Below are 21,777 nucleotides of genomic sequence, written 5' to 3'. Positions count from 1 at the left end.
ACATGTAAAAACTAAATGTATCATGCAGTACCCATCTAATTATCATTGCGTATGACAATTAGGTGGGTACTTTTTTATTTGAAATTTGTGCAAGTCAATGTTCAGCATTTCTTTTTAAGAGTAAATTACGGGTGAAATCAAAACTTTATTTGCAGTACATAATAAATAATGTTGATTTTTTATCTTATATTAAAATAAAAACAAACCACTGTTCGATTTGAATATTCCACGATATAATGGTGAGAGTTTATGACAGAATAAATATTTACATAAGAAGTGAGGTACTGTATGAAAAAAAGAACGACAGACATTATTTTTATTATTATCGGTGCATTTCTTTTTGCGTTAGGTGTCAATTTGTTTGTTATCCCGAATGAGTTTGGTGAGGGCGGGGTAACAGGTATCACGATTATTACGTACTATTTATTTGAATGGTCACCGGGTTTAGTTAACTTAATTTTAAATGCGATTTTGTTAATAGCCGGTTATAAATTTTTAAATAAGATTACAACAATTTATACAATCATTGCTGTAGTTACAAACTCACTATTTCTTCATTTGACAGAAGGTTGGACGATCGCTTCGGATGAAATGCTCGTAAATGCCATTTTCGGAGGAATATTTATTGGATGCGGGATTGGTCTAATCATTCGTGTTGGCGGAACAACTGCAGGTACTACCATCTTAGCAAGGATGACACATAAATATTTAGGATGGAGCATTAGCTACGGTCTACTGTTCTTCGATTTAATTGTTGCGTTTTCATCGTATTTCATCATTGGTGCAGAAAAACTGATGATAACAATTATTATGTTATATGTAGCAACGAAAGTGATGGAGTTTGTAATTGAAGGTTTAAATCCGAAGAAAGCCATTACGATTATTTCTGATAATCCGAATGAAATTGCCGGGAAGGTAACTACCTTAATGGGCAGAGGGGTTACTGTGTACTCAGGTCATGGCTATTACACGAAAACTCCGAAGGAAATTCTTTATGTTGTTATTAATAAGCAAGAAGTAGTGAAGCTAAAACGGATTGTTCAAACTACAGATCCGGCTGCGTTCATCGCTATACACGATGTTCGTGACGTATTTGGAGAAGGATTCGTTGATATTTCTAAAGCATAGAAATTATTTTTCATTAAAATAATCTTAATACTAAAACGTAAGAATCTATTTTGAATAATCTTTTTTCAAAATAGATTCTTTTTCTTTTTCTTGCAAAAAATTCAATTGTTTCTTAATGTAGTGATGTAGAAGGATGAACGAGAGAGGGTTTAATGAAGATGATACATATTTTATTAGCTGATGACGATAAACATATTAGAGAGTTGTTGCATTATCATTTACAAAAAGAGGGATTTCAAGTTTTTGAGGCGGAAGATGGAAAGGTAGCGCAAGACGTATTAGAGAAGGAAAATATTCATCTTGCGATCGTAGACATTATGATGCCATTTGTTGATGGCTATACGTTATGTGAAGAAATACGGAAGTATCATGATATTCCTGTTATTTTATTAACTGCGAAAGACCAGTTAGTGGATAAAGAAAAAGGCTTCATTTCTGGTACAGACGATTATATTGTGAAACCATTTGAACCAGCTGAAGTGATTTTTCGTATGAAAGCTTTATTACGTCGTTATCAAATGCTGAGTGCAGATATTATTACGTTGCACGGAACGACAATTGATCGAAAAGGTGTGGAAGTAAAGTGTAACGGTCAAACAATTTTGCTTCCTTTAAAGGAATTTGAGCTATTATCACAACTTGCTAGTTATCCTGGAAGAACATTTTCAAGAGAAGAATTAATTGAATTAGTATGGGGAATGGATTTTGAAGGAGATGAACGAACAGTTGATGTTCATGTGAAGCGACTACGAGATCGTTTCTCAAAACGAACGGATGATTTTCAAATTACGACAGTGCGCGGCCTCGGGTATAAGTTGGAGTTGAAATAAGATGAAATCACTATATTCTAGATTTGTATTTATGACGGTCGGCATTATGCTACTTAGTAGTATTATCGGCTTTTTATTAACGAACGTATATTATCAAGTGAAGTTAAAACCGTATAACAGTGAAAAGATTTTAAAGTATACTGAAGAAGTTAAATCGTTATATGAAAAGCAAAGTGAAGAAAATCAAGAGGCGTACTTACATTCTATCGCAAAGTTAGGGTATGAAATTTATATTGTCGATGATCAAAAGAATGGAAAGCGTATTGGCAATGCGTTTCGTAAGACGTCTATTAGCGATGCTACTGTTCATAAAGTATTGCAAGGAGAAACGTTTAATGGTGTTTCCACCTATCCAACTCGTCTCTTTATTACAGGGTTTTTCGATAATGAATTAATTAATAGCGTCGGTGTACCAGTGCAACACGGTGATAAACAGTACGCTTTATTTATTCGTCCTGACATTCAGAACCAATTTGGCGAAATGCGAATTTTCTTAGCGGTATTACTTGGGTTTATCGTACTATTAAGTATTATTTTTATAGCGATTGCAGCAGGTTATATCGTTCGCCCAATCCGTAAATTTACGAAGGCTACGCAAAAAATTGCGAGTGGGGAATATAAAATTGAATTAGACGTAAAACGAAAAGATGAAATAGGAACGTTATCTACGAGCTTCCAAAAGATGACGAAAAGTATTAAAGAACTAGATGAAATGAGACAAGAATTCGTTTCGAACGTTTCACATGAATTTCAGTCGCCGCTTTCTTCTATACAAGGTTTTTCGAAGACGTTGCAAACAGAAAAGATGAGCGTGGAAGAAAGAAACCATTACTTACAAATTATTGAGGGTGAAAGTAAGCGAATGTCTAGTTTATGTAAACAGTTACTCACGCTTGCATCACTAGATAAAGAAGAGAAAGTTCTACAAATAAAAGAATTCAATTTGCAGAAGCAAATTAAAGACGTCATTTTTATGCTTGAGTGGAAATGGCGTGAGAAAGATATCGCTGTTGAGTTTGATGTGCCGGACATTACAATTAAAGGTGATGAAAACTTGCTTCATCAAGTGTGGAGTAATATTTTTACGAATAGTATTAAGTTTTCAAACGATGCTGGAACGATTGAGTTTTTCGTGGAAGAGTTAGAGTCTAGTGTCATTATCTCTATATCCGATAACGGAATCGGAATGGAAAAAGAAGAGATGGAACGTATTTTTGATCGTTTTTACAAAGTAGATACAGCAAGGGCAAGAAACGTAGAAGGTAGCGGTTTAGGATTATCAATCGTGCAGAAGATTGTTGAACTGCATAAAGGGACCGTTTCGGTATATAGCACGAAAGGGGAAGGGACGACTGTTCGGGTGGAGCTTCCTAAATAGATAGAAGAGGCTGTTTGGGAACAGCCTCTTCTTTTTTTGTCGCTAGTATACGTGTAAAATGAAAAAATATGAGTCATTTTAATTGCATAATCGGATGAGTTTATGGAGTGGGATTAGGAGGAAGTTTATTTAAAAATGTAGAATCTCTACAGAGTTAGAGGGAGTGTATTAAAACTTGAACTGTGTAGGGAGGAAATTACTTTGAAACGAATTGACTTGTTATTAAACGTACTAGATTCAACATTCGATAAAGAGAGTTGGTATGCACCGTTTAAACATGCTATAGAAGGACTTACAGCCGAACAGGCTATGTGGAAACCAGCTGGAGAGACAACAAATACCATTTGGGAGAATGTTAATCATCTCACTTATTACAAAGAAAGACTTGCTGCAAACTTGGAAGGACGTGAATGGACACATAATCTTGACGGTAATGACACCTTTTATCTTACTAAGCAATCTAATAATGATACGGAATGGAAGGAAGTCGTTGAACGCTCTGAAAATGCTCAGCGTAATTTAAGACAGGTGTTAAGTGCAATTTCTGAAAGAGAGCTTGAACAAAATTCACTTGAAGGTAAATTACTGGACATCATGCTTCATGATGCTTATCATACAGGCCAAATTATTCAATTAAGGAAAATGCAGGGGGCATGGCCATCAAAGCGTTAACGGAACCTTTTAGTTGGTGCTATTGTTGAATAAATTTTAGATATTCAAACGACTTTATTGTTATATTTTTAGTGAAGTATTTTACATCCAAAATGAAATAATTATATTTTTAACCCCGTCCCTAATTTAGAACGGGGTTATGTTTGGTTTGCTATAAAGCCGCACCTTTCCCGTGTTCTTCCTTAAATCGAAGCTCAAAAGTATCCGCTGTAATTTCATCAGCTTTTGGAAAAGCCCGTAATTTCGGATGAAGTAGCCATACGAGGGAAATGAATAAAATCCCAATGCTAGCAAGCGCGAAAATGAGTTGGCTACTATATACATTCGCAGTGTATCCGCCAATTAAAGAGCCGAGTGGCATAGCAATTGTGCCCATGCTTCGTGTGACTGAATTGATACGCCCAAGATATTGGTTTGGAATTACAATTTGACCAATAGTCGCAAATAATATGTTGGTCGCACCAATTGGTATCCAAGCTAAGCCGAATAAAAAAATGGATAGCCATTGAAATGGTACAACCGTTGAGAGAAACCAAAAGAAAGCGCCAGTCGCAAAGCTAATAATGGAGACACGGCCAACATTATGTTTACCAACCCATGAACTGAATAGTGCTCCAATTAAACAACCGGCGGATATAGCGGCTAAAAAGAAACCATATAATTTTACACCACCTAAAGAATCAGCGAAAGAAGGGAGTATTGCCATCGTCATACCGATTGAAAAATTAGCGACAACGGAACCGATTAAGAAGACGCCCATTAAGGAACGAAATACGATTGAAAACCCTTCTTTTAAATCAGTAAAATATTGTTTAGTTGAAAGTGTTGTGTCTGCTTCAGTTTGTTTTGGCATTTTTAATGAAAAGAACAAAAGGGCAGTAATCGCGAATGTAAAGGAGTCGATTACATATAAAGTAATGGTGCCAAATAGTGCTACTAATATTCCAGAAAGAGTCGTACAAATTAAATCAATGCCTTGATATGCAAATGAGAAGAGTGAATTTCCTTTTAATAATTGTGTTTTATGCAGTAGAAGTGGTAAAGCTTTTGATTGTGCGGGATAGGCGAATTGTTCAATAAAGGCTACGATTGGCATGATGATGAGTAGTAGGTGGACTGTTAGTAGGTCGAAGTAGTGTGTAATAGGAATGATTAAAATAAGAATGCATTGCAAAACTTGTGTGATGACGAGGGTGTTTTTTATTGACCATCTATCAACGAATGGACCAGTAAGAAATTGTAATGCAGAAGGTAATAACGTAAGGGAACCAGCCAATCCAGAATAAAAAGGATTACCACTTAATTTGTATACGAGCCACATTGCGGCTACATAATACAAACTATCTCCTATGTTGGTGAAAATTCTTCCTAAAAATAATAAGAGGAAATTCCGGTTTTTTAATATGTCCACTTTATCTACTCCTTTATAATAAATTTATTCGGTAAAATAAATTTGACCGTTTATGTAAAAAAAATCGTATTACGATTTTTCTTCTTTTTTAATAAATTGCTGCATTGTTCTCTCAGCGATTTGAAGTGCAGTAGTAGAAATATAATAAGGTTTACTATTCGGATCTTTATCTGCACCTTTTGTAATTTCGTTTAATTCAGCCATCAATTGATGAAACTTTTTCACCCACACTTGAAATTGTTCTGGCGTAGCATCAAATTCCCAGCAGGATGAAACGTAATTCCACTTAGCTGGATCTTCACTTGCATTTCGTAATGTAAAAGCTTCTTCTGGTGCAGCGAGAATTTGGCTTTTCGTTCTTTCTATCATTTGTAAAAAGATTTGGCGACCTGATTCGCTTAATATTTCTAAATGAGGTAATAGATCTGTAGCAGGGGTGAAGCCTTTAGCGACAGATTGATAAAACTTTTGAACAATCCCATTCTTTTCTTCTGTATAAACGATCTCTATAAGACCATTCTTTTCTAATTCTTTTAAATGATAATGAATTTTCGCCCTTGAAATGCCGAATTTCTCAGATAGTAATTGTCCAGTATAAGGACGTTCGCATAGACGTATCATCATTTCGGCACGTAATGGATCGCTTAATGCTTTTAGTTGGCTATAAGTAGTTAGTGTTAATACGGGCTTCAACATGATCAACTCCTTGAATTAAATTACTCGGTCAATATTATTTGACTGAATTGTATCAAGGATTCTATTTATTTTCAATACTTTCAGAAAATTTATTTTTTTACTCTGTAATCTTCTGTTCATATTCCGTTCATATTTCTTTTTTATGATTAGTGCATAGAAAGAAAGAGGAAGGAGCGAGCGAAATGTTTTTAGCTCTGCGCGAATTGAAACAATCAAAATTAAGATACGGATTAATCGGACTCATTATGGTGTTACTATCATTTTTAGTCCTTGTTATTTCAGGATTAGCAAATGGATTATCATATGATAATGCTTCATCGATTCAAAATATGGAGGCAAATAAGTTCGTTTTAGCAGATGATGCGGAAAATAAATTACTTCGTTCACAAATTAAGAAAGACGATGTAGATAATGTAGTAAGTCAAGTAGGCGAGAAAGAGGCAGTTCCGTTTCGTGTGAAAGTTTCAACATATGAAAAGAAAGATAGTTCGAAAAAGGTTGATATCGCTATTTTCTCAAGTGAACGCGATACATTTTTAGAACCGAACATTGTAAAAGGTGAGAAGTTAGGTACAGCAAACAACGAAATGGTTGCTGATGAATCAATTAAAGAAAAAGGAATCGATATTGGGGATACAATTATCGATCCTGTTTCAAAGAAAGAATTTAAAATCGTCGGATTTACGAAAGATCAAATGTTTAGCCATACACCAGTCGTTTATGTAAATGAAGACGTATGGGGCGCTATTTCACAACCAAACCAAAAAGATTATAGTGCAATCGCACTTAACACAGATAAAGAAATTAAAAATGCTCACGTTATCGATAAAAAAGAAGTACTGCAAAGTATTCCAGGATTTAAAGAAGAGCAAGGAACGTTAACGATGATTATTGCGTTCTTACTTGTAATCGCTGCATTACTAATTGGTGTATTCTTCTACGTCATTACACTGCAAAAAACACAGCAACTAGGTGTATTAAAAGCAATTGGTACGAAGAACTCGTATTTAGCAAATAGCTTAGTCGTACAGGCGTTATTCTTATCAGTCGTTGCGATGGTAATTAGTATCGTTCTTGTACAAGGGTTAGAACAAATTTTACCAGCGGGTATGCCGTTCTTATTAACAACACCGATGATTGCACAATACGCAGCAATTTTTATCGTAATTAGTATTTTAGGAACACTTATTTCGTTATACCAAGTATTAAAAGTTGATGCATTAGAAGCAATTGGAGGCGGGATGTAATGACTTCATTATTAAAATTAGACAAAGTAAGTAAAGTGTATGGAGAAGGAAATACGGAAGTAACAGCCCTTCATCCGATGTCGCTTGATGTGAAAGCTGGAGAATTTATCGGAATCGTTGGCCCTTCTGGATCAGGGAAAAGTACGTTATTATCGATCGCGGGTGCTTTATTATCACCGTCAAAAGGAGATATTTACATTCGTGAGCAAAATATTACGAAGCTATCAGAAAAGGAAATGACAGACATTCGTTTGAAAAAAATTGGATTCATTTTCCAGTTTGCAAACCTTGTTCCATATTTAAATGTGAAAGAACAGTTACTTTACATTGCAAAGCTAAAAAAAGAAAGTAAACAAGAATCCGAAAAGCGTGCAGATCATTTATTAGCGGCATTTGGATTAGGAGAAAGAAAGAATCATTATCCAAATCAACTATCTGGCGGGGAAAAACAAAGGGTAGCAATTGCTCGTGCGTTCATGAACAACCCAGATTTAATATTAGCGGATGAGCCAACGGCAAGCTTAGACTCAAAACGCGCACGTGAAGTTGTTGAAATGATGAAACGTGAAGTGAAAGAGAGCCAAAAAGCAGCAATTATGATTACACATGATGAAAGAATGCTTGATGTATGTGATCGTATATTGACGCTTCGAGATGGACAGTTAATATAAAAAAAGGAAAACCGTACCTGTATGTGCGGTTTTCCTTTTTTTAATGGATTTATTTAGAGAATAACGTTTTAATTTTATTACGAGTAAGTAATAAAATCCCGCCTAATACAGATAGCATTCCTAGAGCCATATTGTTTGATTGCTCGCTACCAGCGTTAGGAAGTTCTTTAGCGTTATTGCTTTTAGTACCATTATCTGTTTGCGTTTGTTTAGACTGTGATACTTCATTAATCTTGTTATCAACATTTTGCTTCGTTGTATGTAACTCAGCTAATTTGTCGTCAATTTTTTTCTCAGTATGCTTAAAGTCGTTGATTTTAATATCTAAGTCTTGTTTTTTCTTTGTTAAATCGTCTGAAACAGTTTGTTTCGATTGTTTAATTTCGTTAATTTTATTTAGTAAATCTTCTCTAGCCTTTTGTAATTCAGCTAGTTTGTTTTTTACATCTTGTTTAGCTAGTTCTAAGTTAGCGGAAAGACTGTCTAAATTGCCTTTAATTTTCTTAAGTTCCTCTAACGTGTTACCAGTATTCGGCTTGTTTTCTTTTAGTTCAGCGAGTTTGTCTTCAGCAGTTTGTTTCGCTTTCTTTAACTCAGCTAATTTTTCATCTACTTGTTTTTTAACTTCCTTAAGTTCATTAACCTTTTGATCAATGTTCTCTTTATGTTGCTTCATTTCATTCACTTTTTCATCGACAGTTTGTTTATGTTCTTTAATCTCATTAACTTTGTTATCGATATTTTGCTTATGCTCTTTTACTTCAGCAACTTTATCTTCTACTTGTTTTTTATGCTCTTTAATTTCAGCAATTTTATCTTCGGCGATTTGTTTGTCTTGCTGAAGTTTTGCATCTAGTTCTTGTTTATGCTGTTTAACTTCGTTAATCTTTTCATCAGCAACTTGTTTACGTTCATGTAGTTCATTCACCTTAGTATCAACATTTTCCTTAACTTTGTTAAGTTCATTTAATGTTTGATCCACGTTTTCTTTGTGTTGCTGTAATTTCGCATCTAACTCTTGTTTATGTTGCTTAATTTCAGCTAATCGATCTCCCGTACTTTGCTGAGGAGTAGCATCATTTACTTCTGCATGAGCAGAGTTTGCGCCAGCAATCATTGCTAAAGCTAGTGTAGACGCAGCGATTGTTTGTTTTGTTTTCATATTTTTGTACCTCTTTTCTTTCATATGCATGAGCTGTTTTGTGTAAAAATGAGCATATAGAAGTAGATTCTTCCATCATTATATACCATCTGCGCCGTCTAGAGGAAGTATTTGCATAATAATCTATGATTATGTAATTTTTATAGTCTCTTATTTTGGAGTAGGGGAGAACTCTTTAGCAAGATGGACAATTTTTAATATAGTAGAGTTTACATCCTTACTGTTACGAATAACAAACAAATAATCAGCTCCATTTTCTATAGGATCTACTACGTCTTCATGTAGTGATTTAACTTGTTGGCGATGGAGTACTTCTTTGAAACTGGAATAGTTTCCCCTAAAAATATTTGTACTTCGTTTACTAAGGCCTACTCTTTCATAAAGTACATCATCTGGAATGGCAAAATGAACTAATATGCGTACATATTCATTCTGTGGAAATAATTCGTTTAGTAAATAGAATCTTCCGTTTTTACTGCGATTGGAATTACAAATAATAAGGTGTAAATTTGAATGTTCTTTCGCATAATCAACAATGAATTTTGAAAGACCGTGCTTAAATGTATTAGGGCCTTTAGCCGGCTGTAATTTTTCGTAATGCGTGTTAATAAATTCAGCTTGATTATCTTGATCCATAACGAAAGAGTGGGGTAACTCTTTTTCTAATGCTCTTGCAAATGTAGTTTTTCCACTGTGTGTTTTTCCAACTGTAATGATGACTAATCTTTTCATGACGCCCTCCATTTGTGTTGTTATGAACTGGAATATTCGGTGTAGATCGAAATCTTCCTGCTAGAGATTACACAAATTATTGGAGCGTTAGTAGGCTGAAAACTTGACAAAAAAACTTATTTATGCTATAATTTACCAATATAAAAATAAGGTGTATAATAGGGTTCTCCTGGCCAGGGGAACCCTATTTTTGTTGTGAAAATGAAGGAGAGTGTATGTGCGTGAAACAAGGTGAAGCAAGTGTAACGTCGTTAGTATCGGCTTTCAGCAGAGTATATCATAGTGACTTTGATAATTCTAAAATCTTTGATGATTATGTAGCTAAAGATTTCATTTCACAAAAAGAACGTAACGATATTGAAACGAACATGGTTAAAGGGATACACTTTTTCAATAAAGATATCGCAGAGCAGTTTCAAGACAATCCAAAAGAAATATTAAAATGGATTACACAAGTTCAGTTATCACCAACACCTTTAGCACGTGCGGCATATTGTGAAAGAGTATTCTTACATGAAATTACATTAGGAGCAAAACAATACGTCATACTCGGTGCAGGCTTAGATACGTTCAGTCTTAGACACCGAGAATTAGAAAATAAAATAGAAATATTTGAAGTGGATCATCCTTCTACGCAAGCGTCTAAGAAGGAAAGAATAAAAGAAGCAGAACTTGAAGTTCCAAATAACCTTCATTTTGTTTCAATGGATTTTACGAAAGAATTTTCCTATGAACAGTTACGCAATGAAGGATTTGAAAATAAAAAGACTTTCTTTAGTCTTTTAGGTGTTTCGTATTATTTAACAAAAGAAGAGTTTTCTAGTTTAATAGAATGTTTATTCGCTATGGTTCCAGAAGGGAGTTCTATCGTTTTCGATTATCCCGATGAAAACTTATTTACGAAAAAAGGACTGTCCAATCGAGTTGAAAATATGGTGAAAATGGCTGCGGTAGGCGGAGAACCGATGAAATCATGTTATTCTTATGCTGAAATGGAAGCACTGTTAGAGAAGGCGGGCTTACTCATTTATGAGCATTTATCACCAGAGGATATTGATGTATTATATTTTGAAGGACGAAACGATTATTTAGAAGCTTTTGAGACAGTACATTATGTACATGCGGTAAAAAGGTAGGAAATTAGTAGGCATGGGGAGGAATCTCTGTGTCTTTCTTTATAAAAAAGGAAATGAGCTGTAGTGGTGGAAAATATAATTATAAATATATAATATCTATAAATTAATGTTTTGTAGAAACTAAAGGAAAGGGGAAATAGAAGATGTTGAAATTACAAGGGAAATACAATGAAGCAAAAGTGTTTACTACGAATGTAGAAAAAACTGCAGCAGGTCAAATTATTGATCTTTGTAACCAACAATTCGTAAAGGATAGCAAGATCCGTATTATGCCAGATACACATGCGGGCGCAGGTTGTACGATTGGGACAACAATGACAATTCAAGATAAGATTGTTCCTAATTTAGTCGGGGTTAACTAATCGGCTCAGACTTTAAACTACTCACTCAATTGACTGGGAACCCTAACGATAAAAGGCGAGGGCAATCAGCAGCCAGTGGTTATGGTGACATAATCGAATGGTTCAGAGACTTGTACCATGTTAGCAGACTAAGGTACAGAATTATTCCTCATCCATTTTGAATTGAAGAGGAATAATTAATACGGTGAGCCTACAGTAGAGACTGCATATCTCGATGACTGTAGAGAAGGTATAGTCCACTCTTTCAGGAAACTGAGAGGTAAGTACGATATTGGTTGTGGCATGGAAGTTGTTATGATTAATAAGAAAAAAGAGGAAATCAACTTCGATCACTTAGACGAAACGATACGTAAATTTGTCCCAAGTGGTTTTCGTATTCGAGATAAGGAACATAGATTTTCAAAAATGATTGATTTTGATAGTGTAAGAGCCCCGTTTACATTGCAACGTGCTCAAAAAAGTATTGGTACACTTGGCGGGGGCAATCATTTTGTCGAACTGAATGAGGATGATAAAGGGAATGTATACATTGTCATTCATAGTGGTTCGCGTAATTTAGGGAAACAGGTAGCAGAGTATTATCAAAACTTTGCTTACGAGCAACTTATAAACGTTAAATCTATTAAAGAAGAAATCATTGAACGTTTAACGAAAGAAGGTAGACAACAAGAAATACATGAAGCTTTACGTGAAATTAAGAAACCGGTGATTCGCAAAGAATTAGCTTATTTAGAAGGACAAGGATTTAAAGATTACATGAATGATATGAAAATTGCTCAAAAATATGCGGAGTTAAATCGTAAAGCAATGATTGATGAAATCGTCACTAAAATGGATTGGAATGTAACCGATCAATTCACTACAATTCATAACTACATCGATATGGAAAATATGATTCTACGAAAAGGTGCTATTTCAGCTCAGAAAGATGAACGAGTAATCATTCCAATTAATATGAGAGACGGTTCTATCATTGCATTTGGTAAAGGAAATCCAGATTGGAACTTTTCTGGCCCTCATGGAGCAGGACGTATTATGAGCCGTAAGAAGGCGAAAGAAGTACTTAACTTAGAGGATTTTCAAAATACAATGACAGAGGTTTGGACTACATCTGTTGCAGAAAGTACTTTAGATGAAGCACCAATGGTATATAAGCCAATGGATGAAATTATTAAGAATACAAAAGAAACAATTGATATTAAACATATTATTAAGCCGATTTATAATTTTAAAGCGAACTAGAAGGGGAGTAACGTTTATTAAATGAAGAGAACTTGAAAAGAGAGCGTATTTTGTGGCGGTTATATAACAAAGATTAAAAAGACAACATATCAAACGAAGAGATTCATCATATTCATTTACATTTATGTAATGTTAAAGACTAGAAAGCTAGATTGGCGCGAATTACTAATTGTGGAGTGTGAAAAAAAGACAAAATCTCTTAAAAAACACTTAATTTTTTATTCCATCTATCTTTACAATCCCTCCTTATAATGTGAATTGGACAAGCACCTAAGAGAAAGCAGAACATGTCAGTTTGTACATTCTATTATTAGGGGGAGAATTTGTATGAAAAAGACAGTTGCTTCGTTAGCAGTTATGGCGGCATTATTACCGACGTTTTCAGTGCATGCGGAAGGGAAAGAGCAAGCGCGAAAATCAGCTACAACTTTTAATGTTATTAGTGATATTCAAGGTGATTTAGGGGATTTTGATCATGTGCTAAAAGATATGAACAAAGTGACGCCACTTTCTAGAGCGCTTATTATGAATGGGGATATAACGCCGACTGGACAACAGTCACAATATGAGGATGTAAAGCGTGTGTTAAATAAAAATAAGCATCCAGAAAATGTATGGTCTACTGTTGGGAATCATGAGTTTTATGCTGGTAAATGGACAGCGGATGGGAAACTCTCTCAAAGTACATGGCCAAATGGTGTAACGGAAGAAACACTATTTGGTCGCTACTTACAATTTAGTGGACAAGAAAAGGTATATCATAAAAAAGAATTAGATGGCTATCCACTTTTATTTTTAGGAACTGAAAAATATATGAAATACCACGATTCAAAAATGTGGGACGAAGTATATATGAGTGATGAGCAATTAGGTTGGTTAAAACAAAATTTAGAAGAGTATAGTCAAAAAGATAAAAATAAGCCAATCTTTATTTTCTCTCATCACGTTTTACCTGATACAGTATCTGGATCAAGACAATCACCATATTTACAAGATTATTTAAACGTGGATAAATTGTACGATATATTAAAAGACTATCCGCAGGTTGTTTTCTTCACGAGTCATACACATTGGGATTTAAACTTACCTGACTGGGCTGGTAAAAAGAAAATTACAGGCGGAGATGAAAAAGGTTTCACTGTTGTAAATACGGGCGGGATTGAAACAGGCTGGATGTCAGCAGGGCCAAATGGAGGAGAGAAAACTGCTCCAGATGGCTATTCATTTAAACAAGGGTTACAAGTGAAAGCATATGGTAACGATGTAATTGTGACAGCTTACGATTACAAACGTGATAAGGATATAAAGAAGTTATTAATTAGTGATTCAAAAATTGCGCAGATGGCACCAAATGTAACGGCAGATGATCGTAAAAATATAATTGTCGGTGCAAATGAATATATGGAGTATTCTATAGAAGGAACGAATGAGTGGCATACGTATAGTCAAGCAAATCCTCAGAAATTTGATGGAGATAAAACTGTATACGTACGTCATAAAGGTGAAATGAATTTAGAGCCGGGATTAACGCAGTTACTTCGTTTTTCGGTAAATAAGTGATTGGAGGGAGTCTGCATTTGAATGTGTGGGCTCTTTTTTTGTTGATGAGAAAGGGGTTGCCTGTCTGTCGTTTTTTGTCGATAGATCGATATATTAAGAAAATCGTTGATATACTGCAAGTTACGATCGATATATTTGAAAAATCGTTGATATATTGTAAGTAATGAACGATATATTTAAAAAATCGTTGATATAAATTTCATGTACCGTAATTAAGTTAAAATCATTAATACGGTTTTACTTATCAAAATGAAATTCTAATACATTTTTAACCCATAAAGATGACTTCACCATTTTTACATGTAATAATAGTAACGTTACATATATTGCGAAAGAAGTACAAAAGGAGCGTTACAATGAATTTAGCTAAATTCCCGAGAAAAAAATATACAGAATCATATACACCAATTGAAAAGTTAAACAATTTTTCAGAAGCACTTGGTGGCCCGACTATTTATTTTAAACGAGATGATTTACTTGGTTTAACAGCCGGTGGTAATAAGACGAGAAAGTTAGAATTTTTAGTTGCGGATGCACAGGAAAAGGGTGCAGATACGTTAATTACAGCTGGTGGTATTCAGTCAAATCATTGCCGCCTGACACTTGCTGCTGCGGTAAAAGAAAAAATGAAATGTATTCTTGTATTAGAGGAAGGGCTTGAGCCAGAAGAGAAGAGAGACTTTAACGGAAACTATTTCTTATATCACTTATTAGGTGCTGAAAACGTCATTGTTGTACCGAACGGAGCAGACCTGATGGAAGAGATGCATAAAGTAGCACAAGAAGTAAGTGAAAAAGGTAGTACACCATATGTAATTCCAGTTGGTGGATCAAACCCTACGGGCGCAATGGGATACGTTGCTTGTGCCCAAGAAATTATGGCGCAATCATTTGAGCAAGGAATTGATTTCAGTTCAGTTGTTTGCGTAAGCGGTAGCGCTGGTATGCATGCGGGTTTAATTACTGGTTTTTCTGGAACGCAAAGCCATATTCCTGTAATCGGGATTAACGTAAGTAGAGGAAAAGCTGAGCAAGAAGAGAAAGTAGCAAAACTTGTAGATGAAACTTCAGCACACGTTGGTATTCCAAACTTTATCCCGCGCGACGCTGTTACGTGCTTTGATGAATATGTAGGACCAGGCTATGCGTTACCAACGCCGGAAATGGTAGAGGCAGTTCAGTTACTTGCGAAAACAGAAGGTATTTTACTTGATCCAGTGTATACAGGTAAGGCAGTAGCGGGATTAATCGACTTAATTAGAAAAGGTAAATTTAATAAGGAAGACAATATTTTATTCGTACATTCAGGTGGTTCACCAGCTTTATATGCGAATACTTCTTTATTTGCGTAAGTGTAAAAAGCATTGGGTATCCAATGCTTTTTTTGTTATATACTGGAATTACCGAAAGGTAGGAGGATGATATGAATTCAAATTTAAAATGGATTATATATACGGCACTCGGCATTTCTATTCTATTAATCTTATTTGTGGCTTATGGGGTGTATTCTTATTTTACATTTTAAAAGCGTAATGGAAGTGAACTATTATATACACTAAAGGCGGAGAGCGCTATGCAAATTAGAAATTTGTATTTAGTCTTCAGCGTGATTTGTTTATTTGTAGTAACCAGCTGTTCAAATAATATAGGAAATCATAATCAAACAATCGAAGTGCAAAAACATGCTGGTGATAATCATTATGAGGATTTGAAGGTAATTACAGACAAGAATAAAGTATTGCAAGTAAAGAAAATATTAAATGATACTAACTTTGAAAATAAAAAGGTGGAAATGTCTCGTTCAGCTGATTATCAGTTTGTTTTTCAGTTTAAAAATCCGAAAATAGAAGCGAAAGCTGTTTTATATCAAATGTGGATTAGTCCTAATAAGGATAAAGTAGAAATAATGGAGGGGGATAATCAGTACGCTCAATTAGCAGAGAAAGACGCAGCTGCTTTTATGAAGATTGTTACTGGTGAGAAGTTAGCTGAATAAAAGTATATGGTAGATTTTGCTCTCTAATTCCCCGCTTATTTTTCGCTTTGAGGGATAATTAGTGAGAAATATCGAATGAGAAGTAATCGTGAAATAGTAAAGAATATATTCACTGCTAAAAGAAGAGTTGTTTAAAAAACTCTCCGCATCGTTATGTAATGTTAATAAGAAGAAGTAGAAGGTAGAAGTAAATCTAAATAAAACCCAAAAGGGATAAATAGGAAAATGTAGAATCTTTATATATAAGATGTTCTGAATTTTTAGATATAAGGTAGAGTGGAGGAAGAAAGATGATTCAATTTCCTATGGAAGATGCTGAACAATTTTTTAGATCCTATAGTATTGGTAGGTTTACAGTTAGTGAAGATGAAGGAAAATTAATTTTTAGTACAAACTTAAATGGTCATTCTAATTTATGGGCGATGGATTTACCCAATTTATCCCCTTATCCCTTAACATATTGTAATCAATCAAGCAATTTTATTAAAATGGATTCTTTAAATCGATTTATTTTAGCTGGATTTGATAAAGATGGGGATGAAAATTATCATATTTATGCATTAAAACCAGAGGGTGGTGGATTGCTTGAATTGATTCCAGCAGGAGAGACAGAAAAGGATTACTTTGTGCATTTAACAGAGGATGGGGAACGATTATACTATGTCACAAGTAAAGATAACCCAATGTTCTTAAACTCTCGTTGTTATAATATACGCACAAAAGAAGATACGCTGTTGTTAACTGGTGTGGAGACACCTACATATGTAGAGGCAGTAAGTCCGAATGAATCAAGTTACATTGTTTTAAAGTCATATAGTAATACATATAATGTAGGATATGTAAAAAAAGGAGAAGAACTTATTTGTTTAGTACCTTCCATTGAGAAAGAACATACTGTAGGCTCCATTTCTTATATTGATGAAAATACAGTGATTTTCGTTACAAATTATGAAGAAGAGTTTTCCTATGTAGCTTCTTTTGATTTAAATAAACAGGAATTCAAACCAATCTGTAAAATAGAGAAGGAAGATATTTCCGATATAAAATGGCATGCTGAAACAAAAAATGGCTACATTGTTTCGTCGAAAGGTGTTACAGATAGGTTATATAAATTTGTATGGGATAAAAAAGAGTTAATTCTATTGAATTCTCCGGTAGATACGATAAGTCAAATTGAAATTACAAAATCGGAAAATTTATATTTGCTAGGTGAAAGTGCGACGAAAACAGCAAACATCTATTACAAGAAGAATAGAGATACAGAATGGGAAGCATTAACAAAAAACTATGTTATTGGTCTATCTGAATCTTCTTTTGTTGAACCGGATGTTATAACATATACCTCTTTTGATGGGTTAAACATAGAAGCATTATTATTCCGGGCGAAAGGAGAAGTACAAAACGGATATACAATATTTTGGCCTCATGGTGGTCCACAAAGTGCTGAGACGAAAGATTTCAGAGCATTATTTCAATATTTATTAAGGCAGGGATATAATATTTTTGCGCCAAACTTTAGAGGTAGTACAAGATATGGTTCAACGTTTACAAAAATGATTGAAGGTGATTGGGGAGAAGCACCGCGTTTAGATTGTGTAGCAGGGATCGAATGGTTATTTGAACAGGGGATATCAACTCCTGATAAATTATTTGTTATGGGCGGTAGTTATGGAGGATATATGACCTTATTGCTTCACGGGCGTCATTCAGAGTATTTCCGTGCAGCCATTGACATTTTTGGACCTAGCAATTTATTTAGTTTTATCGAATCTATGCCTGAAAATTGGAAACCGCTCGCAGTTAATTTAATAGGTGATATTAATAATGATAAAGATAAGCTTATACAAGATTCACCAATTACTTACTTAAATCAAATGAATAAACCACTCCTTATCATCCAAGGGGCAAATGATCCACGAGTTGTAAAGGAAGAATCGGATCAAATTTTTCACGCGTTGCAAGAACAAGGAGTAGATGTAGAATACCTAGTATTAGACGATGAAGGGCATGGATTTTCAAAAAAAGAAAATGAAATATATGTATATCGTCGCATAACAGAATTTTTAGCAAAGCATAAGTAAAAGAAATGGCATTTTACGGGTTATGATCATATCGCTATCAGGCTAAAAATGCAGAGAAATGACAATGAAATTATTGAATAAACAAGAATGAAACAACTTAATTGTTACGTAACAAAAACGCTATTCTTTCCCTAGAATCATAGGAAGAGATGGCGTTTTTGTTATGAACTTATCGATTTTTTATGAACTGGAATTGTTGTCTAAAGAGTTGCAACAGATTTTTTTATAAATTGAAAGACAAGGAGACGAACTTGGATGGAGTATTGGAAGCACACAATAAATATATTGAGGAGTACATGTTTGAAAACATTAAATCAATGGAAAATGAAATATTTTGTTGGAATGTCTGAGCTGCGGACCAATTCTATCACTTTAATTAACTAAAAGAAGAACTTCCCCATCCCGATTAGACTACTGATCATTCCTATTCCACTCATGGTGCCTTTTCCTGCTGTAAGTAAGTTTCCAAGCATTCCTGGCTGACCGTTACCTCCGTTATTTCCCCATCCCATTGGGGCCCACGGACTACCCCATCCTGGAGGGTTTCCAAAAACACCCGAGTTATTGGTATTGAAATGAAAAGGCTTAGTTGGCGGCGATAGTAAAGCGGCAAGATGCCCTTGTGCGAACATCCCTGTATGATTGAATGGTTGCGCCCAGGGGAAGGAAGGTTTTTGAAAATTAAAACCTTCATGACCTGGTAGTGGAGTCCAATTATCGGGATGTCCTTGGGGCATCATCCCTGCATAATTGATTGGCTGCCCCCAAGAGAAGGGAGGGGGTTGGGGACTGAACCCCGTATAATTGGCTGGTGAATCCCAACTAACTGGATAGACTCGGTAACTCCAATTCTCAGGAAGCTTCAAATCATTCATTACCTCAGATTTAGTTATTTCGGGCTGTGAATATAATGAAATTTGGTTAGTATATTGTTCCCCGTTTCCCTTTGAATTCAAATACCAATATTGGTGCATACGCTTATTCTCCTCACTTTAAAAATGTAATGTTAGACTTAGCCTATGTAATATTCCTTTTTATGGATGGTTACATAACTAGATCTACAAGCCTGTATTTAAAGGAATGGGTGTGTGGACTTGTTGATTTAAAGTTTCACTTTATTTTAGAAGGGTATTTTCAGTTGCTTCTTTTATATATTTCAGCCTAATTTAAATTTCGTTAACAAACATTTTTATAAAGGTTTAATCAACAAAAAGATTTTAAAATGTTATGTTGGGCAAGTGGAATTGCTAAAAAGAGAATATCCATTCGAAGAGTTTGGCAAAATACTGCAAGGGTAATGTTTTCTTGTGCAAATATGTAAACGATTTAAACGAATCAATGAAATTTATAATGAAGGGGCAATTAAATATATGAGTGAAACATTACATAAAAGAAAACCACCATATTTAATGCTTGTAATTCTTTTTATTGGGGCATTTGTTTCATTTCTAAATAACTCGCTTTTAAATGTAGCCTTGCCATCAATAATGAAAGATTTAGACATTCAAGATTATTCAACGATCCAGTGGCTTTCTACAGGGTATATGCTTGTAAGTGGTATATTAATTCCGGCATCAGCATTTTTAATAACGCGTTTCTCGAATAGAAGCCTATTTATTACCTCTATGGTGATTTTTATTCTTGGTACTGCCTTAGCGGCTGTAGCGCCGAATTTTGGTTTATTACTTACTGGTCGGATGGTTCAAGCGGCAGGCTCTTCAGTTATGGGGCCTTTGTTAATGAATATTATGCTAGTAAGCTTTCCGAGAGAAAAAAGGGGAACAGCAATGGGGATTTTTGGACTAGTTATGATTACAGCTCCAGCAATTGGACCGACACTATCAGGTTATATTGTAGAGTATTATGACTGGCGTTTGCTTTTTGAAATGATTTTACCGTTAGCAATCATTAGCTTACTGTTAGGGATTTGGAAATCTGAGAATGTCATGAAACAAAACAAAAATGCAAAACTTGATTATCTCTCATTACTATTATCTTCTGTCGGTTTTGGCGGTTTGTTATATGGATTCAGTTCTGCAAGCTCCGATGGTTGGACAAATAAAGTTGTCTTAACAACCTTAATCATAGGTGCTATTGCCCTAATTGCTTTCATTATTCGTCAATTAAAAATGGATGAGCCGTTATTGGATTTACGTGTTTACAAGTACCCAATGTTTGCACTTGCGTCTGTAATTGCAATTGTTAACGCGGTGGCCATGTTTTCGGGTATGATTTTAACACCAGCTTATGTACAAAACGTCCGTGGTATTTCGCCGCTGAGCTCTGGGCTGATGATGCTTCCAGGTGCGGTTATAATGGGGATTATGTCACCAATTACAGGTAAACTATTTGATAAATATGGTCCTCGGATTCTTGGCATAGTGGGGCTTTCCATTACAGCTGTTTCAACTTATATGCTAGCAAACCTGCAACTCGACTCTAGTCACACACATATTATTCTTATTTACACACTGCGGATGTTTGGGATGGCGATGGTGATGATGCCACTTATGACAAATGGTCTTAATCAATTACCAACTCGTTTAAATCCGCACGGTACAGCTGTTAATAATACAGCTCAACAAGTGTCCGGTTCGATTGGTACTGCTATCCTTGTTACGATTATGAACTCTGTAACAAAAACAAAAGCTGAAAGTTTAATGTCTGATATAGATCCAACAACCTTTACAGAAACTACGAAGGCAATAGTAACTCAGAAGGCTTTATTATCTGGAATTCAATATTCATTTTATGTAGCGCTTGGCATGAATGTTGTTGCACTACTATTAGTTTTTTTCGTTAAACGTGTAGATACAAGTGCGGAGGCTGTCGAGAAGTTAAATCGGTAGAGAAGAATAAAACGCTAGATAAAGATTCCTACAAGTTTTTTTGCTGCTAAGGCGCCGGTATTTAAAGCTAGAAAAAACTAAAAGAAGCAGGGAAATAATTATATAGTAAAAGAGGACCTGATGTTCATATCAGGTCCTCTTTCATTAATAACAAGGTATACTTGCTTATCGTATTGGTTTAACTAAACTACTGATTTTTCGAATACTACAATCTTAAGCTCGTCAACTTCTCTATTTTTGGGTGTTTTAGAAGAAAATGAATCAAAATAATCTTTTTTATAAACAAATACAAGAGATGAGATCCGTTTGCAATTTCTCATAAACATTACAAGTTTAGATTATCTTTTAACACCAACATTAAAAGGCTCCAATTATATTTATTCGCTTCATTTTAATTTAGTATTTTTCTACAAGTTATAAATCTAATTGCCAAGCTTATACTCAATATCATAATCATGAATAGTTAGGGAAAAGATAAAATAAGGTAATCAATTACATATCTTTATCCCAGGCGATTAGTTGCTATTTCTTCTTTATTAAATGGGATATGTTATCCCGCATTAACGGGCAGTAAGACCCCCACCTCAAAATTTAGCGGAAGCAAAGAAGTTAGGTGGGGGACCA

Annotated in this window: 18 protein-coding genes and 1 pseudogene; 14 read left to right on the top strand and 5 right to left on the bottom strand. The window is 34.8% G+C overall.

Going from position 1 to position 21,777, the window contains the following annotated elements:
* The first annotated feature begins 288 nt into the window (after nt 1-288).
* The 4 genes from AC1Q51_RS20220 to AC1Q51_RS20205 all read left to right on the top strand — a co-directional run bounded on the left by AC1Q51_RS20220 (nt 289) and on the right by AC1Q51_RS20205 (nt 4,008).
* Nucleotides 289-1,128 carry a YitT family protein gene (locus AC1Q51_RS20220; protein ID WP_000747488.1) on the top strand — a complete coding sequence of 280 codons (840 nt, stop codon included), beginning with the start codon at nt 289-291 and terminating at the stop codon, nt 1,126-1,128.
* Between the two features lie 152 nt (nt 1,129-1,280).
* Complete coding sequence (locus AC1Q51_RS20215) at nt 1,281-1,958, top strand: response regulator transcription factor (protein WP_000781973.1); 678 nt, start codon at nt 1,281-1,283, stop codon at nt 1,956-1,958.
* Nucleotide 1,959: 1 nt separating this feature from the next.
* Nucleotides 1,960-3,336, top strand: coding sequence for a sensor histidine kinase (locus AC1Q51_RS20210; RefSeq protein WP_098284693.1), 1,377 nt, complete (start codon nt 1,960-1,962; stop codon nt 3,334-3,336).
* Between the two features lie 201 nt (nt 3,337-3,537).
* Nucleotides 3,538-4,008, top strand: coding sequence for a DinB family protein (locus AC1Q51_RS20205; RefSeq protein WP_000821001.1), 471 nt, complete (start codon nt 3,538-3,540; stop codon nt 4,006-4,008).
* 151 nt (nt 4,009-4,159) lie between these two features.
* On the opposite strand, the gene AC1Q51_RS20200 is transcribed toward AC1Q51_RS20205, so the two are convergent.
* Together AC1Q51_RS20200 and AC1Q51_RS20195 are read right to left on the bottom strand one after the other, a co-directional pair.
* A complete protein-coding gene (locus AC1Q51_RS20200) occupies nt 4,160-5,419 on the bottom strand; it encodes an MFS transporter (protein ID WP_098282897.1) in 1,260 nt (419 codons plus the stop codon).
* Between the two features lie 69 nt (nt 5,420-5,488).
* On the bottom strand, nt 5,489-6,112 hold the full coding sequence (locus tag AC1Q51_RS20195; protein WP_072939518.1) for an ArsR/SmtB family transcription factor: 624 nt from the start codon (nt 6,110-6,112) through the stop codon (nt 5,489-5,491).
* A 185-nt stretch (nt 6,113-6,297) separates the two neighbouring features.
* Between AC1Q51_RS20195 and AC1Q51_RS20190 the strand changes: the two genes are divergently transcribed.
* Nucleotides 6,298-7,362: an ABC transporter permease gene (locus AC1Q51_RS20190; RefSeq protein ID WP_072939034.1), complete on the top strand. Its 1,065-nt coding sequence runs from the start codon at nt 6,298-6,300 to the stop codon at nt 7,360-7,362.
* Complete coding sequence (locus AC1Q51_RS20185; RefSeq protein WP_000202606.1) at nt 7,362-8,033, top strand: ABC transporter ATP-binding protein; 672 nt, start codon at nt 7,362-7,364, stop codon at nt 8,031-8,033. Before AC1Q51_RS20190 ends, AC1Q51_RS20185 begins: the two co-directional genes overlap by 1 nt.
* 49 nt (nt 8,034-8,082) lie before the next feature.
* Here AC1Q51_RS20185 and AC1Q51_RS20180 read toward each other — a convergent pair whose 3' ends face one another.
* Together AC1Q51_RS20180 and AC1Q51_RS20175 are read right to left on the bottom strand one after the other, a co-directional pair.
* Entirely contained in the window at nt 8,083-9,195 is a 1,113-nt protein-coding gene (locus AC1Q51_RS20180) for an LPXTG cell wall anchor domain-containing protein (protein ID WP_072939030.1), read from the bottom strand.
* A gap of 150 nt (nt 9,196-9,345) precedes the next feature.
* Nucleotides 9,346-9,927, bottom strand: a complete 582-nt coding sequence (locus tag AC1Q51_RS20175; RefSeq protein WP_098508562.1) for an AAA family ATPase — start codon at nt 9,925-9,927, stop codon at nt 9,346-9,348.
* A gap of 215 nt (nt 9,928-10,142) precedes the next feature.
* Here AC1Q51_RS20175 and AC1Q51_RS20170 point away from each other — a divergent pair, with 215 nt between their 5' ends.
* From AC1Q51_RS20170 to AC1Q51_RS20140, 7 genes and pseudogenes are all read left to right on the top strand, one after another.
* A complete protein-coding gene (locus AC1Q51_RS20170) occupies nt 10,143-11,063 on the top strand; it encodes a class I SAM-dependent methyltransferase (RefSeq protein ID WP_492331679.1) in 921 nt (306 codons plus the stop codon).
* Nucleotides 11,064-11,206: 143 nt separating this feature from the next.
* Nucleotides 11,207-11,422 (top strand): annotated as a pseudogene (locus tag AC1Q51_RS20165) (RtcB family protein); the annotation flags it as partial.
* Between the two features lie 285 nt (nt 11,423-11,707).
* Complete coding sequence (locus AC1Q51_RS20160) at nt 11,708-12,667, top strand: RtcB family protein (RefSeq protein ID WP_000454386.1); 960 nt, start codon at nt 11,708-11,710, stop codon at nt 12,665-12,667.
* A 327-nt stretch (nt 12,668-12,994) separates the two neighbouring features.
* Nucleotides 12,995-14,227 (top strand): DUF4073 domain-containing protein, encoded by a 1,233-nt coding sequence (locus AC1Q51_RS20155; protein WP_492331678.1) that lies wholly within the window; start codon nt 12,995-12,997, stop codon nt 14,225-14,227.
* Between the two features lie 356 nt (nt 14,228-14,583).
* A complete protein-coding gene (gene cuyA, locus AC1Q51_RS20150; protein WP_001046605.1) occupies nt 14,584-15,579 on the top strand; it encodes a D-cysteate sulfo-lyase in 996 nt (331 codons plus the stop codon).
* A gap of 221 nt (nt 15,580-15,800) precedes the next feature.
* Nucleotides 15,801-16,223 (top strand): YhfM domain-containing protein, encoded by a 423-nt coding sequence (locus AC1Q51_RS20145; RefSeq protein WP_001167093.1) that lies wholly within the window; start codon nt 15,801-15,803, stop codon nt 16,221-16,223.
* Nucleotides 16,224-16,513: 290 nt separating this feature from the next.
* Nucleotides 16,514-18,304, top strand: a complete 1,791-nt coding sequence (locus AC1Q51_RS20140) for a S9 family peptidase (RefSeq protein ID WP_151527193.1) — start codon at nt 16,514-16,516, stop codon at nt 18,302-18,304.
* A 380-nt stretch (nt 18,305-18,684) separates the two neighbouring features.
* Here the strand turns inward: AC1Q51_RS20140 and AC1Q51_RS20135 are convergent, their stop codons facing one another.
* On the bottom strand, nt 18,685-19,278 hold the full coding sequence (locus AC1Q51_RS20135; RefSeq protein ID WP_000554433.1) for a hypothetical protein: 594 nt from the start codon (nt 19,276-19,278) through the stop codon (nt 18,685-18,687).
* A 396-nt stretch (nt 19,279-19,674) separates the two neighbouring features.
* Between AC1Q51_RS20135 and AC1Q51_RS20130 the strand changes: the two genes are divergently transcribed.
* Nucleotides 19,675-21,153 (top strand): DHA2 family efflux MFS transporter permease subunit, encoded by a 1,479-nt coding sequence (locus tag AC1Q51_RS20130; protein WP_016098696.1) that lies wholly within the window; start codon nt 19,675-19,677, stop codon nt 21,151-21,153.
* Nucleotides 21,154-21,777: the final 624 nt, after the last annotated feature.

It is taken from the genome of Bacillus sp. MT94 (genome assembly GCF_058792475.1).
Note: the sequence above shows the minus strand (reverse complement) of the source record. Positions and strands in the feature narration are given on the sequence as shown.